Origin of the sequence: Flavonifractor sp. An4, assembly GCF_002161755.1 — a bacterium.
Taxonomy (GTDB): Bacteria; Bacillota; Clostridia; order Oscillospirales; family Oscillospiraceae; genus Flavonifractor; species Flavonifractor avicola.
In genome coordinates, this window is sequence record NZ_NFIL01000003.1 from 28436 (window position 1) to 53904 (window position 25469).

The window sequence follows — 25469 nt, forward strand, 5'->3', positions numbered from 1 at the left end:
GCCCCGGAAGTCCCATGAACCGGGCTTCCGGGGCTGGCCTCTCTTTGTGTCAAACTTTATTCTATCAGGGAGGGAAAACCATGTTTCGACCTGTTGCGCAGATCCCGCTGGACTACAGCGTGTTTAAAGACAAGAACTCTGTGTTTGCCTGGGCGCCATCCGGCGCCATTCTGTTCGGCAACGGCTGTGTGGCCCGCACCGGCCAGGAACTGAAACGCCTGGGCGTGAGCCGCGTGGTGGTGGTAAGCGATCAGGGCCTGGTCAAAGCCGGTATCGTTCAGAAGGTGCTGGACGCGCTGGAACAGGCGGGCGTGACATACCAGCTGTACGATCAGTGCGAAGCCGACCCCAGTGTGGAGACGGTAGAGGCCATTGCCGCGCTGGCCAAGGACGCCGACCTTCTGGTTGGTGTGGGCGGCGGCAGCTCCATTGATCCCGCCAAAGCAGCCGCCATTCTGGTCACCAACGGCGGCAGCATCCGGGATTATCAGGGCTGCGACAAGTTTTCCAAGGCGCCCCTGCCCCTTGTGGCCATCCCCACCGCCGCCGGAACCGGAACGGAGACCACCCCCTTTGCCGTTATCACGGACCGGCAGAGGGCGTGGAAAATGCCCATCGGCGGAACCGGGATCATGCCGGCTCTGGTCATAGCCGATCCGGAGCTGACCTACTCCCTGCCGCCCCATATCACTGCCGCCACCGGCATGGATGCCCTGACCCACGCCATTGAGGCCTATACTTCCCGCTGCACCGAGCCCATTTCCGACGCCCTGGCCATCCAGGCCATCAAGCTGCTGGCCAAAGCCATCCGGCCCGCTGTTTTCCGGGGCGATATCGACCGGGATGCCCGCTACGATATGATGATGGGCAGTATGCTGGCTGGCTATGCCTTTACTTCGGCCAGCCTGGGTATTTCCCACTGTATGGCTCACCCTCTGGGTGCTATGTATCATGTGCCCCACGGCGTGGGCAACGCCATCTGCCTGCCGGTAGTGATGGAGTTCAATATGGGCGCCTGGCCTGAGCGCTACGCGGACATTGCCCCCTTCTTCGGTGAGGATGTGTCTGGCCTGTCCGTGCTGGACGGGGCCCGCAAAGGCGTGGAGTGTGTCTACCGCTTGGTGGAGGACCTGCCCATTCAGCCCCTGGAGCATTGGGGGGTCACTCTCCAGTCGCTTGATCAGCTGGCCGATGAGGCCATGAAGGGCGGCGACCGGCCCAATAACGCCCGTATGACCACCAAAGAGGACTTTATCCGCCTGTATACCAAGGCCCTTACTCTGAAGAAGCAGGGGTGAGAACCATGGCCAACAAGTTTCGCAAACTGGTGGCGGTGGAACCCATCCGGTTTGACCGGCAGGCGGTGCAGAAGCTTTCTCAGGTGGCAGATGAGGTGATCTGTTACCAGGACAGCCCGGCCAGTCAGGAGGAAATGCTTCGCCGGATCGGCGATGCGGATGGGGTGCTGGTCTTTTACACCAGCACCATCGGGGCCTGGGTGATGGAACGCTGCCCCAACCTGCGCTACATCGGAATGTGCTGCAGTTTGTACACACCGGAGAGCGCCAATGTGGATATTCAGGCGGCCCATGCCAGAGACATCACGGTTACAGGGATCCGTCGCTATGGGGATCAGGGCGTACCGGAATTTATCATCAGCGAGCTGGTTCGCCTGTTCCACGGATTTGGCGGCGTGCAGTTCCGGCCGGAGCCCATGGAGCTTGCCGGGGCGCGGGTAGGCGTGATCGGCATGGGCGATGTGGGAAGCCTGGTAGCGGATGCCCTGCGCTTCTTCCACGCAGATGTCTGCTACTTCAGCCGTACCCGAAAACCGGAGGCAGAGGCCAGAGGAATCTGCTATCTTCCGCTGCCTGACTTGCTGGAACGCTGTGACGTGGTGACCACCCACCTGCATAAGCACACGGTGCTGATGGATGAGCAGGCACTGGCCAGACTGGGCAACGGCAAGGTGCTGATCAATACCACCTTTACACCGCCCTATCCGCTGGAGGCGTTGGAGCATTGGCTAAAGCAGCCGGGGAACTTCTACATCGGAGATACCGCCGGCGCCATAGGCGGAGTGGACGGCCCCATTTTCTCCCTGCCAAATGTGATCTGCCCCGACCGGATCGCCGGCGAGTCGGTGCAGTCCGGGCAGCTGCTGCGGGAAAAAGTACTTGATAACCTGAGACGCTATCTGGAAGAAACTTGACGGTCCAGATTCAAACCAGCTCGATTGAGATTGAAAGGTGTATCTGACCCATGAAATATAATTTTGATGAGATCATTGACCGGCGGAATACCAACGCCATGAATCTGGAAGGGTTCCGGGAGTATATTTTCCACGCCGATCAAAGCCTGAAGTTCCCCTTCCCGGACGACCAGTTTATCCGGATGTGGATCGCCGATATGGAGTTTGCCACCCCCCAGGTCATTATTGACGCCGTCAAAGATCGCCTGGACAAGCGGATCTTCGGCTACACCAAGGTGTTTGACCCGGAATATTATGAGGCCTTTGCGGGTTGGACCCAAAAGATGTACGGCTGGTCCTGCAAAAAGGAGCATCTGTTTACCGCCGCCGGTGTGGTCCCGGCTCTGTATGAGCTGGCGGAGTATGTCTGCAAGCCGGGGGAGAAGATTCTCACCCTCACCCCGGCCTACAGCTATTTCAAGCACGCGGCGGACTATCACGGCATTGAACTGGTGTGCAGCAACCTGATCAATCGGGATAACTACTACACCATAGATTTTGAGGATCTGGAGGCCAAGGCGGCAGACCCTGCGGTGAAGCTCCTTTTCTTCTGTAACCCCCACAATCCCTCCGGCCGTATCTGGACGGAGGAGGAGCTGAGACGGGTGGCGGAGATCTGCTTTGACCACGGCGTGCTCATCGTCTCCGATGAGATCCACTGCGATCTGATCCGCACAGGGCTGAAGCACACGCCGCTGGCCAAGCTGTATCCCGACAGTGATCAGATTATCACCTGTATGGCCCCCAGCAAGACCTTCAATATGGCGGGCTTTATGCTGGCCAACATCGTTATTCCCAATCTGAAGGTGATGAAAGTCTGGAAGGAGCGGCACTACGACTGGCAGAATCCTCTGAGTGTGGAGGCGGTCAAGGCAGCTTATCAGTACGGCGAGGACTGGCTGACCCAGCTGAAGCTCTATCTGGATGAGAACTTCCGGTTTGTGGGCCAATACCTAGCCCAGAATCTGCCGCTAGCCAAGTACCGGATCTCCGAGGCCACCTATCTGGGCTGGGTGGATGTGTCCGCCTATGTGTCGCCTGAGGATGACCTGCCCATGTTGTTTGCCCGGGAGGCAGGTGTGCTGCTGGAAGGCGGCGATATGTTTGTGACCAATTCCGACGGCTTTATTCGCCTGAATCTGGCCTGTCCCAAATCTGTACTGGAGGAAGGACTGCGCCGGATCTGTAAACTGCTGGCTGAGCGGGCCGCGGCATAAAAAACCATCCGGGCCGGTGGGGGTATCCCACCGGCCCGGATGGTTTTTCAGGGCAGAAATACATAGTGTGCCAGTCGGTCGAAGGCCTCCTGAACGCGGGAGAAGGGAAGGGCCAGATTCATACGGATATGACAGGGACCATGGAACATCCGGCCATCCTGAAGCGCCACCCCCACATCCCAACAGGCGTGGAGCACATCGTCAAGGGTTTTTCCATGGGCCTCACACCACTGGGAGCAATCGATGAAAAGCATATGGGTGCCCTCCGGCATGGTAATGTCCAGACCGGGGAATCGATTGTGAATAAAGGACACCGCGTAATGCATATTTTGTGAGAGTACCTGGCACAGCTCATCCACCCAGACGTAGCCCTCGGGCTGATAGGCCCCGATCAATCCGTGCATGGACAGTACGTTCATCTCGTTATAGTGGGAGAGGGAGGACTCTTTCAGAACGCGGTCATGGAGCCAGGGATCGTAGATGATGTGGTAGCCTCCCACCAGACCGGCCAGATTGAAGGTTTTGGAGGGGGCGTAAAAGGCGGCGGTGTGGAGCCGGGCATAGTCGTTGACGGACTGGGTGGGGATATGTCTGTGTCCGTCCAGCAGCAGGTCGGACCAGATTTCGTCGGCAATGACATAGACATGATGCTTTTCAAAGATGGCCATGGCACGTTCCAGCTCCCAGCGCTCCCACACCCGGCCGCAGGGGTTGTGGGGACTGCACAGGATCATGGCGTGAATTTGGTTCTCTATAATTTTGCGCTCCATATCCTGAAAGTCCATGCGCCATACCCTGTTTTCATCTTTCACCAGGTGAGAGTGGACAATATGGTAGCCGTTGTTCTCCAGGCACATGGTAAAGCCAATGTAGGTGGGGGCGTGGACCAGAACATGATCCCCTTTGGAGCACAGTACGTTCAGAGCACTGATGACCCCGCCCAGTACACCGTTTTCGTAGCCGATGTGCTCTGCCTTCAGCCCGGAAACCCCATTGCGGCGCTGGTGCCACTGGATGATCTCATCAAAGTAGGCCTGTCTGGGTACAAAGTAGCCGAAGGCGGGGTGTTTGACCCGCTCCATCAGGGCATTTACAATGGAGGGACAGGCGGGAAAATTCATGTCCGCGATCCACATGGGAATGGCGTCGAAGCCTTCCTTGGGCAGCGAAGGCTCCATGCCGTAGTAATCATCCCCGATGCAGTCCACCGCGCTTGCGTCCAGGTTATGCCGGTCCATAATGGATGTAAAGTCATATGTCATAGAGAGACACCTTCCCTATATATTATAAAGCTGCTTAATGTTTAAGTCCATTATAAACCAATGCTGGTAATATTCAATGGGGCATCCATATTTTTATGACATAATAAAACAGGACCGGATCATTATTTGATCCGGTCCTGCCCTATTGCAGCTATAAAGTCCCGGCTTGCCGTGCAGCAAGGAGTATTTAGAATATGGCGATTAAAGAAAGAGGTCAATCCTCCTCTTTCCGGTAGACAAAGAAATTTTCCCGACTGCGCTGGATATCACCCTGGTATGCCTCATTCAGTTTCTTCTGGACGGCAATGTGGTGTTCCAGTTCCTCTTCTGTAAAATCAGACAGCAGGTCAAAGGTGATCTTCTGGCTGGTGCGGTTGAACTTCTGATGGGCTTTGCTGAGCTCCTCTCCCTCGGCGGTGAGGAACAGGTTGTAAAGCCGCTTGTTGGCGGAATTGCGCCGCTGTTCCACCAGACCCTTATCGCACAGCTTGCGTACGCTCTGGGAGCAGGCGCTGGTGGTCTTTTTCAGAATATTGGAAAGATCTGTGACCGTAATGCCGGGATAGGCGGCAATTAGACTGATGATGTCGCCCTCCGCCTGAAAAAGGATGTAGTTGCCGTAGTGGTGGGGAAGGGAATCATATTCCTCCATCAAGGCATAGGCCTTGTCCTGCTCTGCCCAGAGCTGCTTCAGCAATCTTTGCCTTCTTTTTTCCATAAAATACAGCCTCTCTCTCTATCTTGATATGGAGCGGCATCGCGCAAGCAATCTGAAGTAACAATATGGGATAAAATGATTTGATACGAAGGATTTCTTCTATAGTCCCATTTTATATAAAGTTTACCCAATGTGCAATATGCAAGATTGTTAAAAAAGAATAGAACAGGGAAAAGAGATGACAAAAATCCTGTAACCTTATGGGTTACAGGATTTTTGTCAAAGCAAAATAGAGAGGGATATCTCAGCGTCTGGTTTTTAGGCGGGCCATGGCCCGGGCCAGGGCGGCTTTGGAATGGTAATACTCGTGGACGCTCTGCTTCTGGCGTAGGCGCTCCTCGGCACGCAGCTTGGCGGCCTCGGCCCGCTTCCGGTCGATCTCCTCGGGATGTTCGGCGAAACCCACCAGCAGGATCACATAGTCCGGCTTGATCTCGGCAAAGCCGGCTCCCACAGCGGCGGGTTCCCACTTGTTCTCCACCTTGTAGCGCAGCTCCCCCGGCTCCACGGCGGTGACCACCGGTTCGTGGCCGGGGTAGATGCCCATCTGGCCGTCCACAGTGGGAAGAACCAGGGCTTCGGCGGGGCCGATGTAGAACTGGCGCTCGGGGGTAATGATCTCCAGGGTAAAGGTACCGGTTTGGGCCATTTATACCGCCCCCATCTTCTTGGCCTTGGCAATGACCTCGTCCACGTTGCCCACGTTGCTGAAGGCGGCTTCGGGGTATTTGTCCAGCTCGCCGCCCAGGATGGTCTCAAAGGAGCGGAGGGTATCCTCCAGCTTTACATAACGGCCCTCCAGGCCGGTGAACTGCTCGGCCACAGAGAAGGGCTGGGAGAAGAACTGCTGGATGCGGCGGGCCCGCTCCACGGTGCGCCGGTCGTCCTCGCTCAGCTCCTCCATGCCCAGGATGGCGATGATGTCCTGAAGCTCCCGGTAGCGCTGGAGCAGCTCCTGGGTGCCGCGGGCGATCTTATAGTGCCGCTGGCCCACCACGTCGGGCTCCAGAATACGGGAGGTGGACTCCAGGGGGTCCACCGCGGGATAGATGCCCTGCTCCACGATCTTACGGGAGAGAACGGTGGTGGCGTCCAGGTGGGCAAAGGTGGTGGCAGGGGCGGGGTCGGTCAGGTCGTCGGCGGGGACGTAGACGGCCTGCACCGAGGTGATGGAACCGTCCTTGGTGGAGGTGATGCGCTCCTGGAGAGCGCCCATCTCGTTGGCCAGGGTGGGCTGGTAGCCCACGGCGGAGGGCATCCGGCCCATCAGGGCGGACACCTCGGAGCCAGCCTGAACGTAACGGAAAATGTTGTCGATGAAGAGCAGCACGTTCTGCTTCTCCTGATCCCGGAAGTACTCGGCCATGGTCAGGCCGGTAAGGGCCACCCGCATACGGGCTCCGGGGGGCTCGTTCATCTGGCCGAAGACCAGGGCAGTCTTTTCAATGACGCCGGACTCAGTCATCTCCCGCCACAGGTCGTTGCCCTCGCGGGTACGCTCGCCCACGCCGGTAAAGATGGAGTAGCCGCCGTGCTCGGTGGCGATGTTGTGGATCAGCTCCTGAATGAGCACGGTCTTACCCACGCCGGCGCCGCCGAACAGGCCGATCTTGCCGCCCTTGGCGTAGGGGGCCAGCAGATCGATGACTTTGATGCCCGTCTCAAAAATGTCCACCACCGGGCGCTGGTTTTCAAAGGCGGGGGGCTGGCGATGGATGGACCATTTTTCCTTGGCATTCACCGGCCCCTTCTCATCAATGGCGTCACCCAGGACGTTGAACATCCGGCCCAGCACGCCTTCGCCCACGGGGATGGAGATGGGAGCGCCGGTAGCGATGACCTCCATGCCGCGGCCCAGGCCCTCGCTGGGGGAGAGCATGATGCAGCGGACGGTGTCGCCCCCCATATGCTGCGCCACTTCCATGACCTGGCGCTGACCGTTCAGTTGGACCTCCAGGGCCTCCTTGATCTCGGGCAGGCTGCCCTGGTCAAAGGCAACGTCCACAACAGGTCCCATGACCTGTACAATGGTTCCCTTGTTTTCCTTCATATCGTAATCTCCCTTGGACTTTTTACAGTGCGGCCTGGGCGCCGCCCACCACCTCGGTGATCTCCTGAGTGATGGCGGCCTGACGGGCCCGGTTATAAGACAGATTCAAATTTTGCAGCATAGCCCGGGCGTTGTCGCTGGAGGATTTCATGGCGGTCATGCGGGCGTTCTGCTCCGAGCAGTAGGATTCCACCAGAGCGCCGAAGATGTCGCCCTTCACATAGCCGGGCACAAGGCGGTCCATAACCGCCTTGACAGAGGGGACGTATACCACGTCCCGATTGTAGGTGTCCCGGTTTTTCTCATAGTCGGGAAAGACGTCCGGGTCCAGAGGCAGCAGCTTGTGGACGGTGGGCTCCATGCGGAAGGTATTCACCATGCGGGTGAAGAGGATATAGACCTCGTCCAGCTGTTCCTCCAGATAGAGGTCGATCATCAGCTCGGCCATATCCCGGGCCCGGCCCATGTTGGGGTCCTGGGCGGTATAGAGAAACTCCACATCGATGGGGATGCCGTGTTCCTGGAAATAGGAGCGGCCCACCTGACCCACCACGAAGAGACTGGTATGGGGATGCTGGCTCATCTTCTGCTCGACCAGCTTCAGAATGTTGTGGTTGTAGGCGCCTGCCAGGCCCTTGTCGCCGGTGATGACGATATAGCCGATCTTGCGGTCCTCCGGCTGAACGCTGGGACGCTTGTCAAAGAAAATGTGACTGATCTCCGGAGAGTGGTGGAGAATGTCGGAGATGGTGGTCTCGATCTTCTGAAAGTAGGGCTCCACATCGGTGAGCTGTTTCCGGGCCTTCTGAAGATTGGAGGAGGAGATGAGATACATGGCGTTGGTGATCTTCAGGGTCTGCTCCACGCTTTTGATGTGGGTGCGGATCTCTTTTATGCTTGCCATGTGGCGCTCACCCGTTTCTTGGCGTTGTCCAGCACCGAGCGGATGGTCTCAATGGCCGGGCCGCTCAGGTTGCCGGTGGACTGGATCTCGTCCACCACGCCGGCGTGTTCCTGCTCCATCTCCTGGGCAAAGTCCAGCACGAAGGAGCGTACCTTGTCCAGAGGCACGTCGTCCAGCAGTCCGTTGGTGGCGGTATAGAGGATAATGGCCTGACGGCTTACCGACATGGGGTTGTACAGAGGCTGCTTCAGCAGCTCCAGCAGGCGGCGGCCGTGGTCCAGAGCCTGCTGGGTGGCGGGGTCCAGATCGGAGGCAAACTGAGTAAAGACCTCCAGCTCACGGAACCGGGCCAGGTCGATACGCAGGGTACCGGCGGTCTTTTTGATGGCCCGGGTCTGGGCGGAGCCGCCTACACGGGATACCGACAGGCCTACGTTGACGGCGGGCCGCTGGCCGGCAAAGAACAGGTCGCTCTCCAGATAGATCTGGCCGTCGGTGATGGAAATGACATTGGTGGGGATATAGGCCGACACATCACCGGCCTGGGTCTCGATGATAGGCAGGGCAGTCATAGAGCCGCCGCCGTATTCCTTGGTAAGGCGGCAGGCCCGCTCCAGCAGACGGGAGTGGAGGTAGAACACGTCGCCGGGATAGGCCTCACGGCCGGGGGACCGCTTGAGCAGCAGGGAGAGGGTACGGTAGGCCACCGCGTGCTTGCTCAGATCGTCGTAGACGATGAGCACGTCCTTGCCTTTGCTCATGAAGTACTCGCCCATGGCCGCGCCGGAATAGGGGGCGATGTACTGGAGGGGGGCGGACTCACTGGCGGTGGAGGAGACGATGATGGAGTAGTCCATGGCGCCGTGCTTCTTCAGGGTATCCTGAATACGGGCCACGGTGGAGGCCTTCTGGCCGATGGCCACATAGATGCAGATCACATCCTGACCCTTCTGGTTCAGAATGGTGTCTACGGCGATGGCGGTCTTGCCGGTCTGCCGGTCGCCGATGATGAGCTCACGCTGGCCCCGGCCGATGGGTACCATGGCGTCGATGGCCAGGATACCGGTCTGAAGGGGAACGTTCACCGGCTCACGGCTGACCACGCCGCTGGCCTCATGCTCAATGGGGCGGGTTTCGGTGGCCTCAATGGGGCCCAGACCGTCGATGGGCTGGCCCAGCACGTCCACGACGCGGCCGATCAGGCCGTCGCCCACGGGCACGTCGGCAGGGTGGCCGGTGCGGCGTACCACGGTGCCCTCCCGGACACCGGCGTCGCTGCCCAGCAGCACCACGCCCACGCTGTCCCGGGCCAGGTTCATGACCATGCCCTTTACGCCGGTGTCCAGCTCTACCAGTTCGCCGTATACCGCCTTGTCCAGGCCGTAGACGGTGGCAATGCCGTCGCCTACTTCCAGCACGGTGCCGGTCTCATCCCGCCGTACGCGGGTATCATACCCTTGAATCTCCTCCCGCAGGATGGAGACGATTTCTTCGGGATTGGTTTTCATGCCATTCGCCTCTCTTCCAGTTGCCGGCTCAGACCGGCCAGCGCGCCCCGGACGCTCTTGTCATAGGTTACGCCCTCCAGCTCCAGCGTGAATCCGCCCAGCAGAGACGGATCCATGCGGATCTCAAAGACCACATCAGCCTTGTGGTGGAGCCGGCACAGGGCCTGTTTCAGCTTTTCCTGCTCCGCTTCATCGGGGACACGGACGCAGGTCAGGCGGCAGCGGACCGCCCCCCGCTGAGCTAGGGCCTTGTCATGGAAGGCTTCCAGAATGTCGGGCAGCAGAGTCATACGGCCCTTTTCCGCCAGCAGGCGGTAAAAACGCATCAGCAGACCGTGGCCGTCCAGAATGGGCAGCCGGTCCAGAACACGCTCCTTTTCCCAGGCCTGGACGGCGGGGGAGCACAGGGCCTCCCACAGAGGGGCGTCCGCCATCATGGCCTGAGCGGTGGCTTGCAGGGTCTCCTCATCGGGGGAGACGGCATAGAGTGCCTCTGCATAGCGGCGGGCCAACTCATTCATGCCTGCTCACCCACTTCCGACAGGAATGTATCCACAAAGGCCTTGTCGTCGTCGCCGTCCATAGACCGCTGGGCCACTTTGGCAGCGGCCAGCAGGGCCAGGGAGGCCACCTCGTTCCGGGCGCCCCGCAGCATGGCGTCCCGCTGCTCGGCGATCTGGGCCTCAGCCTCGCTGCGCAGACGCTTGGCGTCGGTCTCCGCTTCGGCCATCTTGCCCTCATAGACCCGCTGGGCCCGGTTCTGGGCGTCGGCCACGATCTTGGCGGCCTCATGCCGGGCATCGGTCAGCTTGCCCTCGTACTGGGCCTTCAGCGCTTCGGCCTGACGGTTATTTTCCTCCGCGGAGGAGATCTCGCCCTTCACCAGAGCGGCCCGCTGTTCCAGCACGGCGTTGACCCGGCCGAAGAGGAACTTCTTCAGCAGGAAGAAGAGCACCAGCAGGTTGATAATGGTGAAGAGAATGGTGGAAAGATGGAACTCCAGCATTGGGGGCGCCCCCTTTAACCGACGAAGATGATGAGCAGAGCGGTGATGAAGCCGAAGATGGCGGTACCTTCTGCCAGGGCGCAGCCCAGCAGCAGAGCGCTGTTGATCTTGCCGGAGGCCTCGGGCTGACGGGCAATGGCCTCGCTGGCCTTGCCGGTGGCGAAGCCGATGCCGATACCGGCGCCGATGCCGGTGAAGACTGCGATTGCGGCAGCAATGATAGCCATAGACATGATAATTTCCTCCTGTAAATCAAATGTTTCTTGGATGAATGTGCCTTACTCTTCCTCTTTGATGCCCTCGCCGGTGAACAGTGTGGTCAGGAACACAAAGACGACCATTTGGATCAACCCGTCAAACAGGTCGAAGTAGATGCTGAATACCGCCGGCAGAAATACCGGGACCACAAATTTGAGCATCTCCATGATGATGAATGCGCCCAATACGTTGCCGAACAGACGCATACACAGCGCCAGGGGCCGGATGATGACCTCCATCAGATTGATGGGGAGCAGCAGCGGCATGGGCGCGGCGAACTTCTTCAGTCCGCCCAGCAGACCGTTGTACCGGAACTGGGAGCCATAGATGAGCAGCATACTCATCAGGGCCAGGGCGGTGGTCACGCTGATGTCCTTCGTAGGCGGCGTCAGACCAAAGATGCCAATGATATTGGCAAAACCGATATACAGCGCCACCGTGCCCAGATAGGGGGCAAAAGGCCGCCAGTGACTGCCGATGTTGGTCTTGACGAAGCCGTTGAGGAACTGCACCGCGCTCTCCAGGGCGATCTGGACCTTGCCGGGATTGCGTACGCTCAGGTTCCGGGTCAGCAGCAGCGCCGCGATCACCAGCACAGCCATGACGATCCAGGTCACCACCACCGACTCCGCCACCGGAATGCCTCCGAACAGCGGGATGGTGAAAGCGGTGTGGTTTCCCAACTCCTCCACCAGGGATTCCTTGAATGCATCCAAACACATCACCTCGTTTTCGCAGGCCTTATCTTACTACCTGGTCCAAATTTCCGTAACCCTTTTGAAAGTAAAAAAAGTAATGAAAATACACGGAAAATAAGCTTTTAACGAGAGTTACCAAAAGGAAAGTGCGAAAGAATGGAAAAAGATGCTATGGTTCCACAGAAGGCGCTGTCAGGGCTTATCCGCATCATTTGCGCTTTGGCGCAAAAGTATGCCTGGGACGGCTGCCGGCTTTTGTTTGACAGGCTTCGCGGTTTTTCCTATACTGGTAACAAAGGAGGCGGGTGTCTATGTCCACACAGGCCAGATCCTCCATCCGTGCCCGGTTGATGCGGATGAACCTGGTGATTGTCATCGTATCCATTGCTCTTTCCATAGGCGGTACCCTCTATTTTACCCTGCGCAGTGAACAGACGGCTCTTGACAACAATCTGCTCAATTCCGCGTCCATTCTGTCCCGGGTACCTATGATCCAGGAGGCCCTGCAGGGGGAGCGTACTATAGAGGAGCTGTCCGATTATCTGGACGAAACCACCAGCCGTACTTCCGATATTGACTTGATCCTGGTGGGGGACACCCAGTCCAAATTGCTCTATGTGCCGGACAGCACCCTGATCGGCACCTCCTATGTGGGGACGGCCCAGCAGGCGGCGCTGGCCGGTGAGGCCCCCTACACCTCCAATGAGACCGGGCCCATGGGCTCGGACCACTCCGCCTATGCCCCTGTGCGGGACGAGGCGGGGGAAGTGATCGGCTTCGTCATTGTAGGAGTCTACTTCCGCAGCATGGCTCTGGTGGGTCTGCACACGGTGCTTCGCCTGCTGGCGGTGGGTGTGGTGGCCGCAGTGCTGGGTTCTCTGCTGGCCATGCGCCTGTCCCGCAGCATCAAGCAGTCCCTGATGGGTTATGAGCCGGACGCCTTTGCCCGCCGGTTCCACCAGCGGGAGGATATTCTGGACGCGCTTGAGGAGGGCATCCTGGCCATCGATGCAGAGCAGAAGGTGATTTTTCTCAACAAGGCGGCGGCGGAGATGCTCTCCATTGACCGGCAGACTGCCGTAGGCCGGTCCCTCCATGAGGTCTATCCCCGTTCCACGCTGGACCGCATCCTCCGCACCGGCCAGTCGGAGTACAACGTGAGTATGAGCTCCCTGAAGGAGATCCGGGTGCTGGCTGACCGGATGCCGCTGTATGAGAATGGAACGCTAGCCGGTGCGGTGAGCATCTTCCGCAACCGCACCGAGCTGACCCGTATGGCGGATGATCTGACGGGCGTGCAGCATATGGTGGAGGCTATGCGGGCCTATACCCATGAATTTATGAATAAGCTCCATGTGATCCTAGGCCTGCTCCAGATCGGAGAGCCGGAAAAGGCCCAGGAGTACATTATGGATACCACCCGGACCCAGCGGGTGGCGGTGAGCCGCATTATGAACCAGATCCGCCAGCCCTCGGTGGGGGCGCTGCTGGTAGGTAAGACCAGCCGGGCCAACGAACTGGGTATCCATCTGCGGTTGGACCGGGAGAGCACCCTCAGTGAGGAGAGCCTCTGGCTGCCGCCGGAGGCCTATGTGACCATTCTGGGCAATCTGATCGAAAACGCCATCGAGGTGCTCAACCAGTCCCGCCGCGCCATCAAAGAGGTGTCGGTGAGCATCCGGGAGAGCGAGGACAGCCTGCTGCTGTGCGTGGAGGATACCGGGCCCGGCATCTCCCCGGCCCTGCGTCAGACCATGTTTCAGCGGGGGGTATCCACCAAGGGCCGCAGCCGGGGCACCGGCCTGGCATTGGTCCAGGAGGTGGTGGAGGCCTATCACGGGCAGATCCGGGTGGAATCGGAGCCGGGAGTGGGCACATCGTTTTTTGTGAGCTTTTGCCGGGAGGAGGTCCCGGAGGACGGAGAGTGAGTTTGGATGTATCGCGTTGTGATTGTGGAAGATGATCCCATGGTTTCGCTGCTGGACCGGACCTTTACAGAGAAAGACCCACGGTTTCGGGTGATCCAGACCTTTCAGGACGGACGGGCCGCCCTGGAGTGGTTGGCTCAGAATCCGGCGGATCTGGTGGTGCTGGATGTCTATATGCCGCTGTTTACCGGGGTGGAGCTCCTTCACGCCCTCCGGGAGAGGGCCATCCCTGTAGACGCTATCATGGTCACTGCCGCCAACGATGCCGCCACCGTGGACCAGCTGCTTAAAATGGGAGTGGTGGACTATCTGGTCAAGCCCTTTACATACGAGAGATTCCAGCAGGCGCTGGATACCTTTTGCCGCCACCGGGAGGCGGTCATGGGGGAGGAAGTGACCCAGGGAGAGCTGGATAAACTGTTTGCCCCGCCGGAGTCCGGGGAGCACAGCGCCCCCAAGGGCCTCCAGGAGAGCACCCTGCAGCTCATCCGATCCTGTCTCCGGGCCGCGCCGCCCCAGGGCCTGCCCAGCGAGGCCCTCTCCAAACAGACCAATTTGTCGGTGGTGACGGTGCGCCGTTATGCCAACTACCTGGTGGAGCGTGGAGAGGCCTTTAGCACCATCAATTACGATACAGGCGGCCGCCCCTGCCGCCTGTATTGGGCAAAAGAGTGAGGGGCACGGTTACCACGTAACGCGGCGATCCCCCCAGCGCGGCTGTTTGCAGACGCGCTGGGGGGATCGTTTTGGAGAGAAGGGCTGGATATGGATTATGAAGGCTGTTGGGAATGAGATTCCTGCCAGAGCGCATCGGCTACCGGTTTCCACCGTTGGGCATAAGGAATCGTCTTTTCGCACAGATGCTCCGGGCTTTCCGGACTTTGGTAGCCTTGCGGAAGGCATCCCGCTGAGGCCGGTACCAGTCGGACGGGGTATATTTGTCAAACAGCTCCATGAGCTTGGGGATGTTTTCCTCCGGATTGCCGTCCAGATAACGAAGGACCTGATTGATGGCAAACCGCTGCATGGCGTCTTTTACGGGATTGCTCATATAATTCATCCTTTCCGTACTGCATCACAGTTTTCTGCCATTATAACGGGAACCGGCAGAGACTGTCATGAGACAAAATCGGGATATGTCAAAAATTTTGACATATCCCGATTTTGTTGCAGTTTCTCTATAAACATTACAAGTCAAAAGATTCGGCGGGAAATGAGGAACGCTGTTCCGCGAAGCGAATCACGGCGCCCAGCTGCTTTACGTTCCGGGTGAATTCTTCGGGTAGCATAGTTTCTACAGCGGTGCAAGAATGGGGAACGGCACAGGAGGGGCAACCTTTAGGATTGTTAAGACGGCCTTCAGAAAACCTTTCTGTATCCCTGCCTGCCATCTGATATACTGCTTACATCAGAATTGCAGGATGGAGGAGGGCTGTTATGGAGTTTGTATGCAGCACCCGATATTCCCAAAAGACCCTGACCGCCATGGCCAGAGCACTGCGAAAAACCGTCCGGGCCAGGACCAATCTGTGGCTCAAGGTGGTCTGTGCCGTCCTGATTGGTATTTGCCTGCTGTCCATCTATGCGTCCTGGGACGATCCCTGGTATGTGGGTACCAACGGAGTGGTGATCGTTTTTCTGCTGGCAGTACAGTGGAAGCAGGATTGGCTGAACGGCTATATTGCCCGGCGGCGGGCGCTGCCCGGCACGGAGTTCAGCAGTACCACGTTTCATCAGGATTGCTTTGAGACCAAAATCGCCGGAGCTGTGACACAGTGGAAGTATGATAAGGTCACTGTGCTGGCAGAGAGCGGAGCATACATCTTTTTTATTATGGGGAAAAACCATGCCAGTGCCTTTGAAAAAGAGGGGCTGGAGGGTGGAAGTGTGGCGGAGTTCCGCCGGTTTTTGGAGGAACGGACCGGAAAGCAGATTAAATTCGTTGGGGGATAAATACGACGATGAATAAGCTGAAAACAGCGGCAGGACTTGGCATTTTGGGCGCCTGCGTGGCAGGCGCGGTTTGTCGCCGGCGGAGGAGACGCATTCCGCTGGAAGAATATACCCGATACGCGCTCTATATGGCGGTGATGGACGACGAGATCTGCCGCAATGAGTTGGAGGGCAACTGGATCAATGGTGAAGAGATCCGGTTTCCGCCCAAGATGGAATCCCTTCAGCAGCGCTACCATATGTTCCTGCGCTGGAACCGCAGAAAAAGCCGGGAGGACATCCAGGCGGAAGTAGCCAGGATGGAGGAGCGGCTGGAGGAATCCAGACAGTACTTGGAGCAGCCCAAAGAGGAACTGACGGTCTCTTTTCAGGGGGCGGACTGAGCCCCTTGGACGGAGATCCAAAAACGTATAAGTGAGAACGAGGCCCTGCCCGGTATTTCGCCGGGCAGGGCCTCGTTTCTCTTTTTGAGTTTGTCCGCCTCTGGGATGGATAGTGGTCAAAGTGGTCGCCTGCAGTTGTGTCAGGTCGCTTTGAAAACTGATCTGCTATGCGTTTTCAGGTTCCGGCAGGTGCAGGGTATCCTCCAGCAGATGAAGGAAGGTGCGAAGGGCCTGATTCCGACCACCGCTGGGCCAGACGGCTCCGTAGGACAGGGGAGAAAACTCCTTCAGAGGGAGGTAGCGCAGCCCGGGGCGCCGCAGTTGGGGAAAGACAGCCATGACCGCAAAAGCATAGCCGGTTTCCACCATGGTAAGAAGGGTCTCCTGGGTATCGCAGAAGATGACCTGGTCCGGATCGTTGGCGGTGACAATCTGTCCCTGGATGGCGAACAGGGAGGAGGGGCAGGCGGGAGGGTGAATGGCAGCGATCCGTCCGGCCTGTTTCAGATGCTCCAGGGTGAGCTCCTCCTGCTGGGCCAGCGGGTGATCTTCCCGACATACACATACCACCGGACAGCGCACCAGTTCCCGGTAGACGCTGTTTTTGGGGGCGTTTTCCTGAAAGGCAAACAGCAGCTGAATTTCGCCATCCGCCATCAGGTTATCCAGCGCGCTGAAGGGGTAGAGGCGAAGCAGGGGAAGGATGTCCGGGGCCTCCTGCCGCAGGCGATCCAGAGCGGGACGTATCAGCTGGAGATCGGCGGCGCTGCGGCAGCCGATCTCCAGCCGTGTGGGCTGGGCAGCCTGGCAGCGTTTGACCTGGACCTGAGAGATCCGGGCCAGCTTGAGCATTTGGCCTGCATACTGCAAAAACATATGTCCTGCCTGGGTCAGCCGAACGGATTTGCTGGTGCGGCTGAAGAGCTGGACCCCAAGTTCGTCCTCCAGTGTTTTGACCTGGTGACTGACTGCGGGCTGGGTGATTCGCAGATGTTCCGCCGCCCGGGAGAAGTTCAAAAAGTCCGCCACCGCCATGAAACATTCTAATTGTGTTGTATTCAACCAAATCACCCCGTACCTTAATTCTGTCTCTGTACAATGCGCAAAAACGATAAAACTTTTTTATTGATAATAACAGATTTGTATTTCACATTCAAGAGTTGTGGTGCTATAAATAGTAAGGTATCTAACAATTAGCCTGAGATATAAAAGGAGGGATACAGCTATGGCAGTGGATCGGAGCCGGTTGGCCCGGGACAACAGACAAATCTGCATTCAGATGGAGCGAATGGCAAATTATTATTTGGCTGCGTCTGATGTGACCGGCGTACAGGCCCAGATGCTGCTGTATATTTTGCGGCATTCGAAGACTGGAGTGTCGGTGACAGATCTGCATCAGATCAGCGGTTATTCCAAGGCCACCATATCCAATCTGGTCAAGCGGCTGCGGGAGAAAGGATATATAAGGGTGGAAGCCTGTGAGGAGGATGACCGGCGCAGGCTGCTGTTCAGCACGGAGAAAGGACGGCGCATACAAGCGCTTTTGGCTGCATCCATCCGGGAGGTGGAGAATTCCCTCTATCGGGGATTGTCCGCGGAAGAACTGTCCACCCTGGATCAGCTGCAGAAACGTATGCTGCAGAATTTAATGATGTTCCAGACACAAAGCCACAAGGAGGCATCGGCAACGTGAAAAAAGTATTGCAGCAGCTGGGGAGGTACCGCAAAGATACCATCCTGTGCATTATCATGGCGGCGCTGGAGATCCTGCTGGAGATCCTGATGCCCTTTATCACAGCTCTGATCATCGGTCAGGGACTGGAGGCCGCCAATCTGAACCTGGTGTACCGCTACGGCATACTGATGGTGGTCATGGCACTGCTCAGCTTGGTGTTTGGCTCCCTGGCGGGAAAATGCGCCGCCAGCGCTTCCGCCGGGCTGTCGGCCAATCTGTGCCAGGCCATTTACAACAACATTCAGACCTTTTCCTTTTCCAACATCGATAAGTTCAGTGTCCCCGGTCTGGTGACCCGGATGACCACCGATATCACCAACGTACAAAACGCCTTTATGATGGTGATCCGTATTGCGGTGCGGGCTCCCCTAATGCTGATATTCAGCTACATCATGTGTCTGATCATCAGTCCCAGAATGAGCCTGATGTTCCTGATTGCGGTGGCATTCCTCATTGTGGTGCTGGGGGCCATTATGGTGGTCACCCTGAAGATCTTTGGTCAGGTGTTCCGCAAGTACGACGATCTAAACGCCAGTGTCCAGGAGAATGTATCTGCCATCCGGGCGGTAAAGGCCTTCGTGCGGGAGGACTATGAGAACCGGAAGTTCTCCAAAGCCTCCGCCAATCTGTACAAGCTGTTTGTCAAGGCTGAGGGACTACTGGCCTTCAACAACCCGGCCATGATGCTGGCGTTTTACTTCTGCATCATCTCCGCCTCCTGGCTGGGCGCCCAGTTTATCGTGGACGGCACCCTGTCCACCGGCGATCTGACGAGCCTCTTTAGTTACATCATGTCTCTGCTGATGAGCCTGATGATGCTCTCTATGATGGTGGTCATGATCTCCATGTCCATGGCCAGCGTCCGCCGGATCAGCGAAGTCCTCAGCGAGACCCCCGACCTGAAGGAGCCGGCCGACCCTGTCACCCAAGTGGCCGACGGCTCCATTGACTTCGATCATGTCAGCTTTTCCTACAAGCACGGCAGCGGAAAGAACGCCCTCTCTGACATCGACCTGCACATCGCCTCCGGCGAGACCATCGGAGTCATCGGGGGTACCGGTTCAGGCAAGAGCAGTCTGGTAAATCTGATCTGCCGCCTGTACGACGTCAGCGAGGGGAGCGTCAAAGTGGGCGGTCTGGACGTGCGGCAGTACGATATGGAGGCCCTGCGGAATCAGGTGTCGGTGGTGCTCCAGAAGAACACCCTGTTTTCCGGCACCATTTTGGACAACCTGCGCTGGGGCAATCCGGATGCCACTGAGGAGGAGTGTATCCAGGCCTGTCGAGCGGCCTGCGCCGATGAGTTTATTGAGCGCTTCCCAGATAGCTATCAGACCCGCATCGAACGGGGCGGGGCCAATGTGTCCGGCGGTCAGAAACAGCGGCTGTGTATTGCCCGGGCATTGCTCAAGCATCCCAAGGTGCTTATCCTGGACGACTCCACCAGCGCGGTGGATACCGCTACCGACGCCAAGATCCGGGCGGCTTTCGCCCGCCAGATTCCCGGCACCACCAAGATCATCATTGCCCAGCGGGTATCCAGTGTGGAGCACGCCGACCGCATCCTGGTGCTGGACGAGGGCCGTATCAATGGCTTTGACACCCACGAAAATCTGCTCAAGAACAACGCCATTTACCGGGAGATTTATGAATCCCAGGTCAATGGCGGCGGCGACTTTGACCAGCCGGCGTAAAGGAGGCCTGCTTTCATGAATCAAACCAAAACCAAAACCGGCAAGGTGCTGGGCCGGGTGCTCCGCTATATGCTCCGCTCCTACGGCCCCCTGTTCCTGCTGGTCTTAGTGTGCATCCTGATCTCCGCAGTGGCCACTGTAGTGGCCGCCACCTTCCCCCAGACTCTGGTGGACGACTACATCGTACCTATGCTGAACAGCGGCTCCCGGGATTTCAGCGGCCTGGCCGCCGATATTGTGCAGCTGGCCTGCCTGATGGGTGCGGGCGTTGTGGCAGCCTTTGCCTACAACCGGATTATGGTCAACATCAGCCAGGGTACCATGCGGCGGCTGCGCAATGATCTGTTCCGCAACATGGAATCCCTGCCCATTCAGTATTTCGATACCCACGCTCACGGGGATATTATGTCGGTATATACCAACGACATCGACACCCTGCGGCAGCTGCTCAGCCAGAGTATTCCCCAGATCATCAACTCGGTGATCACCATGGCGGCTACGCTGGTGACCATGCTGTTGATCAACCCCACCCTTACCATCATCTCGGTGATTACGGCGCTCATCATGCTGGTGATCACCAGGAGTTTCTCCCACCTGTCCGGCAAATACTATATCCAGCAGCAGAGGGATCTGGGCGCTGTGGACGGCTTTATCGAAGAGATGCTGGACGGCCAGAAGGTGGTCAAGGTATTCTGCCATGAGGAGGCCGCCAAGGCGGATTTTGCCAGGGTCAACGAGGCCCTGCATCAGAGCGCTGACAAGGCCAACCGGTACGCCAACCTGCTGATGCCCATCAATAACAACATCGGCTGGCTGAGCTATGTGGTGGTGGCCATTGTGGGTGCGGTGCTGGGTATCAACGGCCTGGCGGGAGTGACTCTGGGTACGGTAGTTACCTTCGTGGGCCTGAACAAAAGCTTTACCCAGCCCATTACCCAGGTCAGCCAGCAGGTCAACTTTGTGGTTACCGCCGCTGCCGGTGCCCAGCGAGTCTTTGAACTGATGGACCAGCAGCCTGAGTCCGACGAGGGCTATGTGGAGCTGGTCAATGCCCGGGAGAGGGCGAACGGCCAGCTCACCGAGGCCCGGGAGCGGACCAACGTATGGGCCTGGCGGCATCCCCACAAGGCGGACGGAACGGTGACCTATACAAAGCTGGAAGGCGGCGTGGTGCTGGATCATGTGGACTTCGGCTATGAACCCCATAAGCTGGTCCTCCATGATATCAGTCTGTACGCCCATCCGGGCCAGAAGATCGCCTTTGTAGGGGCCACCGGCGCGGGCAAAACCACCATCACCAACCTGATCAATCGGTTTTACGACATCGCCGACGGCAAGATCCGCTATGGCGGCATCAACATCAACAAGATCAGGAAAGCGGATCTCCGCCGTTCCCTGGGTATCGTGCTTCAGGATACCCACCTGTTTACCGGCACCGTTATGGATAATATCCGCTACGGCAATCTGGAGGCCACCGACGAGGCCTGTATGGCTGCCGCCCGGCTGGCCAACGCCGACGGCTTCATCCGCCGCCTGCCCAACGGGTATGATACCATGCTCACCGGTGACGGCGCCAACCTGAGCCAGGGACAGCGGCAGCTGCTGGCCATTGCCCGGGCGGCGGTGGCCGATCCCCCTGCCCTGATCCTGGATGAGGCCACCTCCTCCATTGATACCCGGACCGAAAAGCTGGTGCAGGACGGCATGGACGCCCTGATGACCGGTCGGACCACCTTTGTGATCGCCCACCGGCTGTCCACGGTGCGCAACGCCGACTGCATTATGGTTATGGATCAGGGCCGCATCATCGAGCGGGGAACCCATGATGAGCTCATCGAAAAGAAAGGAAAATACTATCAGCTTTATACCGGAAATCTGGCTGAAGAAGCGAGTTAACCGGATTTGGACAAAAAAGGCGGTGAATGTCGAGCGACATTCACCGCCTCTGTTTATTGAGCCAGGGAGGGCAGCTTTTTCTACAGGCTCCAGGATCGGTCACTGATACAGCGCGCCGTTGATCTCCACCGCCGTGACGCTGTGGGTGTCCACAATGCGGTTAAAGGTATAGGTGATCAGCGTCCCGTCACTCAGGGCATAGGTGTGGTTGGACACAAAGGAATCTTCGTCCTCCACCACATACTCGGAGCCGTCGGCGTAGCGGAGTACGATCCGGTCCGGGTCGTTGTCGGTGGGTAGCCCAAGGGTTTCCCGGTCCAGTTGGATGCTAATGGGAGAGACCGTCACGGCCCCGCCGGCCAGAGTCAGATCGGCCAGGCTGCTGGTGGGCAGGTCAAGGGTGATGTCGTTGACCTGGATGCGATCCGCGCCGGGGCCAATGCCAATATTGACGCTGTCCGCAGTGTCGCCGGTAATGAAGTAGCTGCACAGATAGAGTTTGGTCTGGGTGGTCATGGCGGTGTCGATGTAGCAGCAGTCGGGACCCTGGAGCCGGGTAAATACCGGGGACTGGGCCGGCCACCACAGCGCTCCGTCCACAAAGACCTCATAGCCATCCACCCCGTTGGGGTTCTCCACCGTGTAATAGATCAGACCCGCGCCGGTCCCGGCGTCATAGAGGACGGCCTCCACACACAGGGTATAGTCCTCCCAGACGGCGGTCTCGTTCACCTCAAAGATGTAGGGGGCGATGAGTTTCTCCGCCAGGGTTTCGTCCACAGGTACCCGCTCCCAGGCGGGCAGGTTGGTGATGAGGCGGCCTTGCTCGTCATATTCCACCACACCCTGGCCGGAGCTGACATTCTCACCGAAGAAGGCGCGGATCATGGCGGTGGGATCCTGGTAGCGCACCAGGCCGTAGGCGGCGGCCGCAGCCATACAGAACAGCACGGTCAGGGCCGCGGCCAGGGGGATGATGCGGGATAGGCGGCGGTGCTTTTTGTGCTTATAAGTCATGCTTTTTACCTCCGTCAGAATCTCTTCGGAGGCGTGGAGCTGGGAAATGGTCTCCTGGTACAGCTTTTTATCAAACATAGTCGCCAGCCTCCTGAAGATAGGTTTTAAGAAGGGCGCGCCCGCGGCGCAGATGGGTGCGTACCGTGGCGCAGGGGATGCTGAGCAGCTGAGCCACTTCCTCACAGGAGTAATTTTCATAATAGTGCAGGAAAATGGGGACACGATACTTTTTGGGCAGCTCCATCACGGCGTAAAACAGAGCGCTGTGTTCTTCGCTGGGAAAGGCCAGGGTAGCCGCGTAGTCCTCAATGGGCGCTACCTTGTGCCATGGGGACTGGAACAGGCGCTTACACTCATTGATGGTGACGCGGATCAGCCAATACTTGGCGTGCTCATCGCTCTCAAACGCCTTGTCGGTACGGTAGAGCTTGAGCAGCACTTCCTGGGTGATGTCGTCAGCCTCCACCGGGCTCTTTGTGTAGTGGAAGGCCAGGCGGAATATCGTGTCCATATACAGCTTTGCCAGCCGGTTGAACGGTTCTTCCAACATATGGCTCTCTCCTTGAAAAGCTTTTCACCTATAATATCATGCCGGAGGGCCAAATGTTTCATCAACGCTTGGGATTTACAAAAGACGGCGGGGTGTAATTGAGTAGAAAAAATAAAAAGAACCGCAATCCATTGGATTGCGGTTCTTTTTCTGTGTCTAGACGTCAGCCATGATAAAAAATCATAGTGGTGCATTACTCTCTACACTATCTACACGATTAGATGGCATATCCGCTTCCCCTCCTAATCATGCTTGTTATTACACGGTGATACACGGTGTGTTACCTGATTCTCGCTGATTTCAACTATGCTACAACCTCTTTACCATAGTAGACATTCGGGATATCGGCACTGTCCAATTTTATATTGCTTTTCCGCTATCCTTTTGCTGTTTCACAAATGTACTCCAGACAAAATCGACAAATGTAATACTGCTTCCTACAGCAAGCTTCGCATGTCGTTCTTCTAACCCTTGGAAAGACGCACTCTTGCCATGTCCGCTCCCAAATGGATTTCTCAGTTCGGCTAACTTTGTCGGGATCGCTCTTAGATTTCCTAAGACGGCTTTTATAGCATCTGCTCCTTGATCGGTTGCTTGGACATTTGCAGGCAACAAATTGAGTGCATTCATGGTTTTGTTTGTAAGTTGAGGAACATCATCATTTTTATCCCACGCAATACCCAACTCGTCTAAAATAGTTTTACAGCAACTCTCGATTAATTCTTTCGCTAATCCAATGGCATTTGTAGGACTCGTTGACTGCATAGAAACCATGAGCTCAATCTGTTGAGACATATACTCACTGGAGAACTTATCTTTTAGCTCATCCGCCGTTTTTACGATAGCGGAAGAGTTACCTTCCAGCCTATCCATGATGGCCTTACATTTTCTGTATAATTTTGCATACCGCTCATCATATCGAGAGGAGCTACTGCCCCAATACGAATCGTCTTCGTAGTCAAGATTATATTCGTATTCCATATTTTCTTCGTAATAATGGAATAGATCAGAAATGAGCTTGAGCCTGTTTTTGTCAGATGCACTATTCAGATAGGCGACAAGTGATTTTCCTTTAGAGAGATTATACTTTGCGCATAACGCCTCTCCTATGCTGTTCATTGTAAACACATCGAAATCATTGGTTGAAAAGTTTAAGACATACCCGTCTCTATTGAATAGCATCAAGAAAGTGCCTTCTTCTGCCTTTGTAAATATCGTATTTGGCATAATGGGATTTATCTCCTTGTTTATTATTAATCATCTTCATAGAATTTTCACCCAGCAATACAAACGCCTGTTTATTGACGATGTCTAGGATTTAAAACGGGAAATCATCATCTTCTTCTATTTCTACTGTCGAACTAACCGGGCCATCAACAATATACTTTGCCCGCTCAAACAACTCATCGTAAGTAATGATTTCTGGTGAACGTAATTCTTGACGGAATCGCTCAAATGAATTTCGTTTGTCTCTACAGTTAAGTTCATGTGTATTGCCGATGACGACGATTCCCTTGGGTGAGATAGTATAAATACCACATAGTTCCTCTTGATTTTGCTCTGTTCGAGAGTCAGATATCTCCCATTGAGCGCAGTTTACCTGAACTTGGGAAATTGCTCCGGAAAGTTCCTTGCTGATACCCCACGCGCCATTTCTATACTGTGAATTCCTTAAAAGCGGAGTATTAGGCGTTTTAATTTCAACTAGACAGGTAAATTTTGTTTCTGCTTCGGTAGCGGCCAGAAAATCTCCTCTTTGTCCCCCTATCCCAGAAACAGTAGCGCCGCCGTAATTAGGTTGGGCCTGTATCACGCGCAGAATCTGATATCGAAGGCCGTACCCAAAAATCCATGTATTCTCTTCAAAAAAGTTTTGCCAATCATTCTCCGTCAACTCTTCATCAGATAACATCTGCTCGAAAGTACGCAAGGAAACAAGTCTATCTTCATGAAGCTTGGCACTGGCCAATCTGGTTGCTATATCAGGGTTGCTTTGAGCAAGTTGATCCCACACCTCCTCTCCTAAATTGGCTGCTAATAGCTTTCGAATAATAGTAGCCTTGTTTCTGCTATTGATTACAAGTGCTGAAGGATCTGCAATAGTGAAATCATGTGTCCCATAACGGATCCCGCGCTTTTCAAGTATTAATTCCAATTCCTTGAGCTTTTCATAGAGAATTCGTATGGCTTCGGTTGGCAAAGTTATTTTTATGCCGTCATCCGGATGAAGTGAATTGAAATTAACGGGAATAAGTTCCTCACATGTTCCGTCAGGATTTTTTCGATAACGTATTATATCTCCACGGATGCCACCCGAATGCATTGCCGCTTTGAATACGGTTCTAGTCCTTTCTGTCTCATCAAGGATAAATTCCTCTTTAACTTCAACAAAGTTACTTGCCCTACTTTGCGTTGTTATGGTATCCATAGCGGCCTCCTTT

At 56.5% G+C, this 25469-nt stretch carries 26 protein-coding genes; 10 read left to right on the forward strand and 16 right to left on the reverse strand.

Annotated features, from left to right (window positions below):
- Nucleotides 1-80: 80 nt before the first annotated feature.
- Genes B5F94_RS02130 through B5F94_RS02140 form a run of 3 tightly spaced genes read left to right on the forward strand, consistent with a single transcriptional unit; the run spans nucleotide 81 to nucleotide 3468 of the window.
- Nucleotides 81-1298: an iron-containing alcohol dehydrogenase gene (locus B5F94_RS02130; RefSeq protein ID WP_158100240.1), complete on the forward strand. Its 1218-nt coding sequence runs from the start codon at nucleotides 81-83 to the stop codon at nucleotides 1296-1298.
- 5 nt (nucleotides 1299-1303) lie between these two features.
- Nucleotides 1304-2212 (forward strand): NAD(P)-dependent oxidoreductase, encoded by a 909-nt coding sequence (locus B5F94_RS02135; protein ID WP_087327294.1) that lies wholly within the window; start codon nucleotides 1304-1306, stop codon nucleotides 2210-2212.
- Between the two features lie 50 nt (nucleotides 2213-2262).
- Entirely contained in the window at nucleotides 2263-3468 is a 1206-nt protein-coding gene (locus tag B5F94_RS02140) for a MalY/PatB family protein (RefSeq protein WP_087327297.1), read from the forward strand.
- 47 nt (nucleotides 3469-3515) lie between these two features.
- Here the strand turns inward: B5F94_RS02140 and B5F94_RS02145 are convergent, their stop codons facing one another.
- The 10 genes from B5F94_RS02145 to B5F94_RS02190 all read right to left on the reverse strand — a co-directional run bounded on the left by B5F94_RS02145 (nucleotide 3516) and on the right by B5F94_RS02190 (nucleotide 11896).
- A complete protein-coding gene (locus B5F94_RS02145) occupies nucleotides 3516-4730 on the reverse strand; it encodes a MalY/PatB family protein (RefSeq protein ID WP_087327300.1) in 1215 nt (404 codons plus the stop codon).
- 214 nt (nucleotides 4731-4944) lie between these two features.
- Complete coding sequence (locus B5F94_RS02150) at nucleotides 4945-5448, reverse strand: MarR family winged helix-turn-helix transcriptional regulator (RefSeq protein ID WP_087188613.1); 504 nt, start codon at nucleotides 5446-5448, stop codon at nucleotides 4945-4947.
- A 244-nt stretch (nucleotides 5449-5692) separates the two neighbouring features.
- Complete coding sequence (gene atpC / locus B5F94_RS02155; protein WP_087327302.1) at nucleotides 5693-6097, reverse strand: ATP synthase F1 subunit epsilon; 405 nt, start codon at nucleotides 6095-6097, stop codon at nucleotides 5693-5695.
- Entirely contained in the window at nucleotides 6098-7498 is a 1401-nt protein-coding gene (gene atpD, locus B5F94_RS02160; RefSeq protein ID WP_087327305.1) for a F0F1 ATP synthase subunit beta, read from the reverse strand.
- Between the two features lie 22 nt (nucleotides 7499-7520).
- Entirely contained in the window at nucleotides 7521-8402 is an 882-nt protein-coding gene (atpG, locus tag B5F94_RS02165; protein WP_087327309.1) for an ATP synthase F1 subunit gamma, read from the reverse strand.
- Complete coding sequence (atpA, locus tag B5F94_RS02170) at nucleotides 8390-9910, reverse strand: F0F1 ATP synthase subunit alpha (RefSeq protein ID WP_087327312.1); 1521 nt, start codon at nucleotides 9908-9910, stop codon at nucleotides 8390-8392. The genes atpG and atpA overlap by 13 nt, the downstream gene beginning before the upstream one ends.
- Entirely contained in the window at nucleotides 9907-10431 is a 525-nt protein-coding gene (gene atpH, locus B5F94_RS02175) for an ATP synthase F1 subunit delta (RefSeq protein WP_087188618.1), read from the reverse strand. Before atpH ends, atpA begins: the two co-directional genes overlap by 4 nt.
- Complete coding sequence (gene atpF / locus B5F94_RS02180; protein ID WP_087327315.1) at nucleotides 10428-10916, reverse strand: F0F1 ATP synthase subunit B; 489 nt, start codon at nucleotides 10914-10916, stop codon at nucleotides 10428-10430. The genes atpH and atpF overlap by 4 nt, the downstream gene beginning before the upstream one ends.
- Nucleotides 10917-10930: 14 nt before the next feature.
- Complete coding sequence (atpE, locus tag B5F94_RS02185; RefSeq protein WP_207752835.1) at nucleotides 10931-11149, reverse strand: ATP synthase F0 subunit C; 219 nt, start codon at nucleotides 11147-11149, stop codon at nucleotides 10931-10933.
- A 45-nt stretch (nucleotides 11150-11194) separates the two neighbouring features.
- On the reverse strand, nucleotides 11195-11896 hold the full coding sequence (locus B5F94_RS02190; protein ID WP_191434088.1) for a F0F1 ATP synthase subunit A: 702 nt from the start codon (nucleotides 11894-11896) through the stop codon (nucleotides 11195-11197).
- 287 nt (nucleotides 11897-12183) lie between these two features.
- Between B5F94_RS02190 and B5F94_RS02195 the strand changes: the two genes are divergently transcribed.
- Entirely contained in the window at nucleotides 12184-13800 is a 1617-nt protein-coding gene (locus tag B5F94_RS02195) for an ATP-binding protein (protein WP_087327318.1), read from the forward strand.
- A gap of 6 nt (nucleotides 13801-13806) precedes the next feature.
- Entirely contained in the window at nucleotides 13807-14475 is a 669-nt protein-coding gene (locus B5F94_RS02200; RefSeq protein ID WP_087327321.1) for a response regulator, read from the forward strand.
- Between the two features lie 139 nt (nucleotides 14476-14614).
- On the opposite strand, the gene B5F94_RS02205 is transcribed toward B5F94_RS02200, so the two are convergent.
- Complete coding sequence (locus B5F94_RS02205; protein WP_087327324.1) at nucleotides 14615-14851, reverse strand: hypothetical protein; 237 nt, start codon at nucleotides 14849-14851, stop codon at nucleotides 14615-14617.
- Nucleotides 14852-15237: 386 nt separating this feature from the next.
- Here B5F94_RS02205 and B5F94_RS02210 point away from each other — a divergent pair, with 386 nt between their 5' ends.
- Entirely contained in the window at nucleotides 15238-15753 is a 516-nt protein-coding gene (locus B5F94_RS02210; RefSeq protein WP_087327327.1) for a YcxB family protein, read from the forward strand.
- Nucleotides 15754-15761: 8 nt separating this feature from the next.
- Nucleotides 15762-16136, forward strand: a complete 375-nt coding sequence (locus B5F94_RS02215) for a hypothetical protein (protein ID WP_143383229.1) — start codon at nucleotides 15762-15764, stop codon at nucleotides 16134-16136.
- A gap of 165 nt (nucleotides 16137-16301) precedes the next feature.
- Here B5F94_RS02215 and B5F94_RS02220 read toward each other — a convergent pair whose 3' ends face one another.
- Nucleotides 16302-17198, reverse strand: coding sequence for a LysR family transcriptional regulator (locus B5F94_RS02220; RefSeq protein ID WP_087327333.1), 897 nt, complete (start codon nucleotides 17196-17198; stop codon nucleotides 16302-16304).
- Between the two features lie 163 nt (nucleotides 17199-17361).
- On the opposite strand from B5F94_RS02220, the gene B5F94_RS02225 reads away from it, so the two are divergent.
- Genes B5F94_RS02225 through B5F94_RS02235 form a run of 3 tightly spaced genes read left to right on the forward strand, consistent with a single transcriptional unit; the run spans nucleotide 17362 to nucleotide 21461 of the window.
- Nucleotides 17362-17829 (forward strand): MarR family winged helix-turn-helix transcriptional regulator, encoded by a 468-nt coding sequence (locus tag B5F94_RS02225; RefSeq protein WP_087327336.1) that lies wholly within the window; start codon nucleotides 17362-17364, stop codon nucleotides 17827-17829.
- Nucleotides 17826-19565: an ABC transporter ATP-binding protein gene (locus B5F94_RS02230; protein WP_087327339.1), complete on the forward strand. Its 1740-nt coding sequence runs from the start codon at nucleotides 17826-17828 to the stop codon at nucleotides 19563-19565. Before B5F94_RS02225 ends, B5F94_RS02230 begins: the two co-directional genes overlap by 4 nt.
- Nucleotides 19566-19580: 15 nt before the next feature.
- Nucleotides 19581-21461, forward strand: coding sequence for an ABC transporter ATP-binding protein (locus B5F94_RS02235; protein ID WP_087327342.1), 1881 nt, complete (start codon nucleotides 19581-19583; stop codon nucleotides 21459-21461).
- Nucleotides 21462-21560: 99 nt separating this feature from the next.
- Here the strand turns inward: B5F94_RS02235 and B5F94_RS02240 are convergent, their stop codons facing one another.
- The 4 genes from B5F94_RS02240 to B5F94_RS02255 form a co-directional block, all read right to left on the reverse strand.
- Entirely contained in the window at nucleotides 21561-22556 is a 996-nt protein-coding gene (locus tag B5F94_RS02240; RefSeq protein ID WP_087327345.1) for a hypothetical protein, read from the reverse strand.
- Nucleotides 22549-23028 (reverse strand): RNA polymerase sigma factor, encoded by a 480-nt coding sequence (locus B5F94_RS02245; protein WP_087327348.1) that lies wholly within the window; start codon nucleotides 23026-23028, stop codon nucleotides 22549-22551. Before B5F94_RS02245 ends, B5F94_RS02240 begins: the two co-directional genes overlap by 8 nt.
- 360 nt (nucleotides 23029-23388) lie before the next feature.
- The gene (locus tag B5F94_RS02250; RefSeq protein ID WP_087327350.1) at nucleotides 23389-24255 is read right to left on the reverse strand and encodes an abortive infection family protein; all 867 of its coding nucleotides are present in this window, start codon (nucleotides 24253-24255) and stop codon (nucleotides 23389-23391) included.
- A 91-nt stretch (nucleotides 24256-24346) separates the two neighbouring features.
- Complete coding sequence (locus B5F94_RS02255) at nucleotides 24347-25456, reverse strand: Shedu immune nuclease family protein (protein ID WP_158100241.1); 1110 nt, start codon at nucleotides 25454-25456, stop codon at nucleotides 24347-24349.
- Nucleotides 25457-25469: the final 13 nt, after the last annotated feature.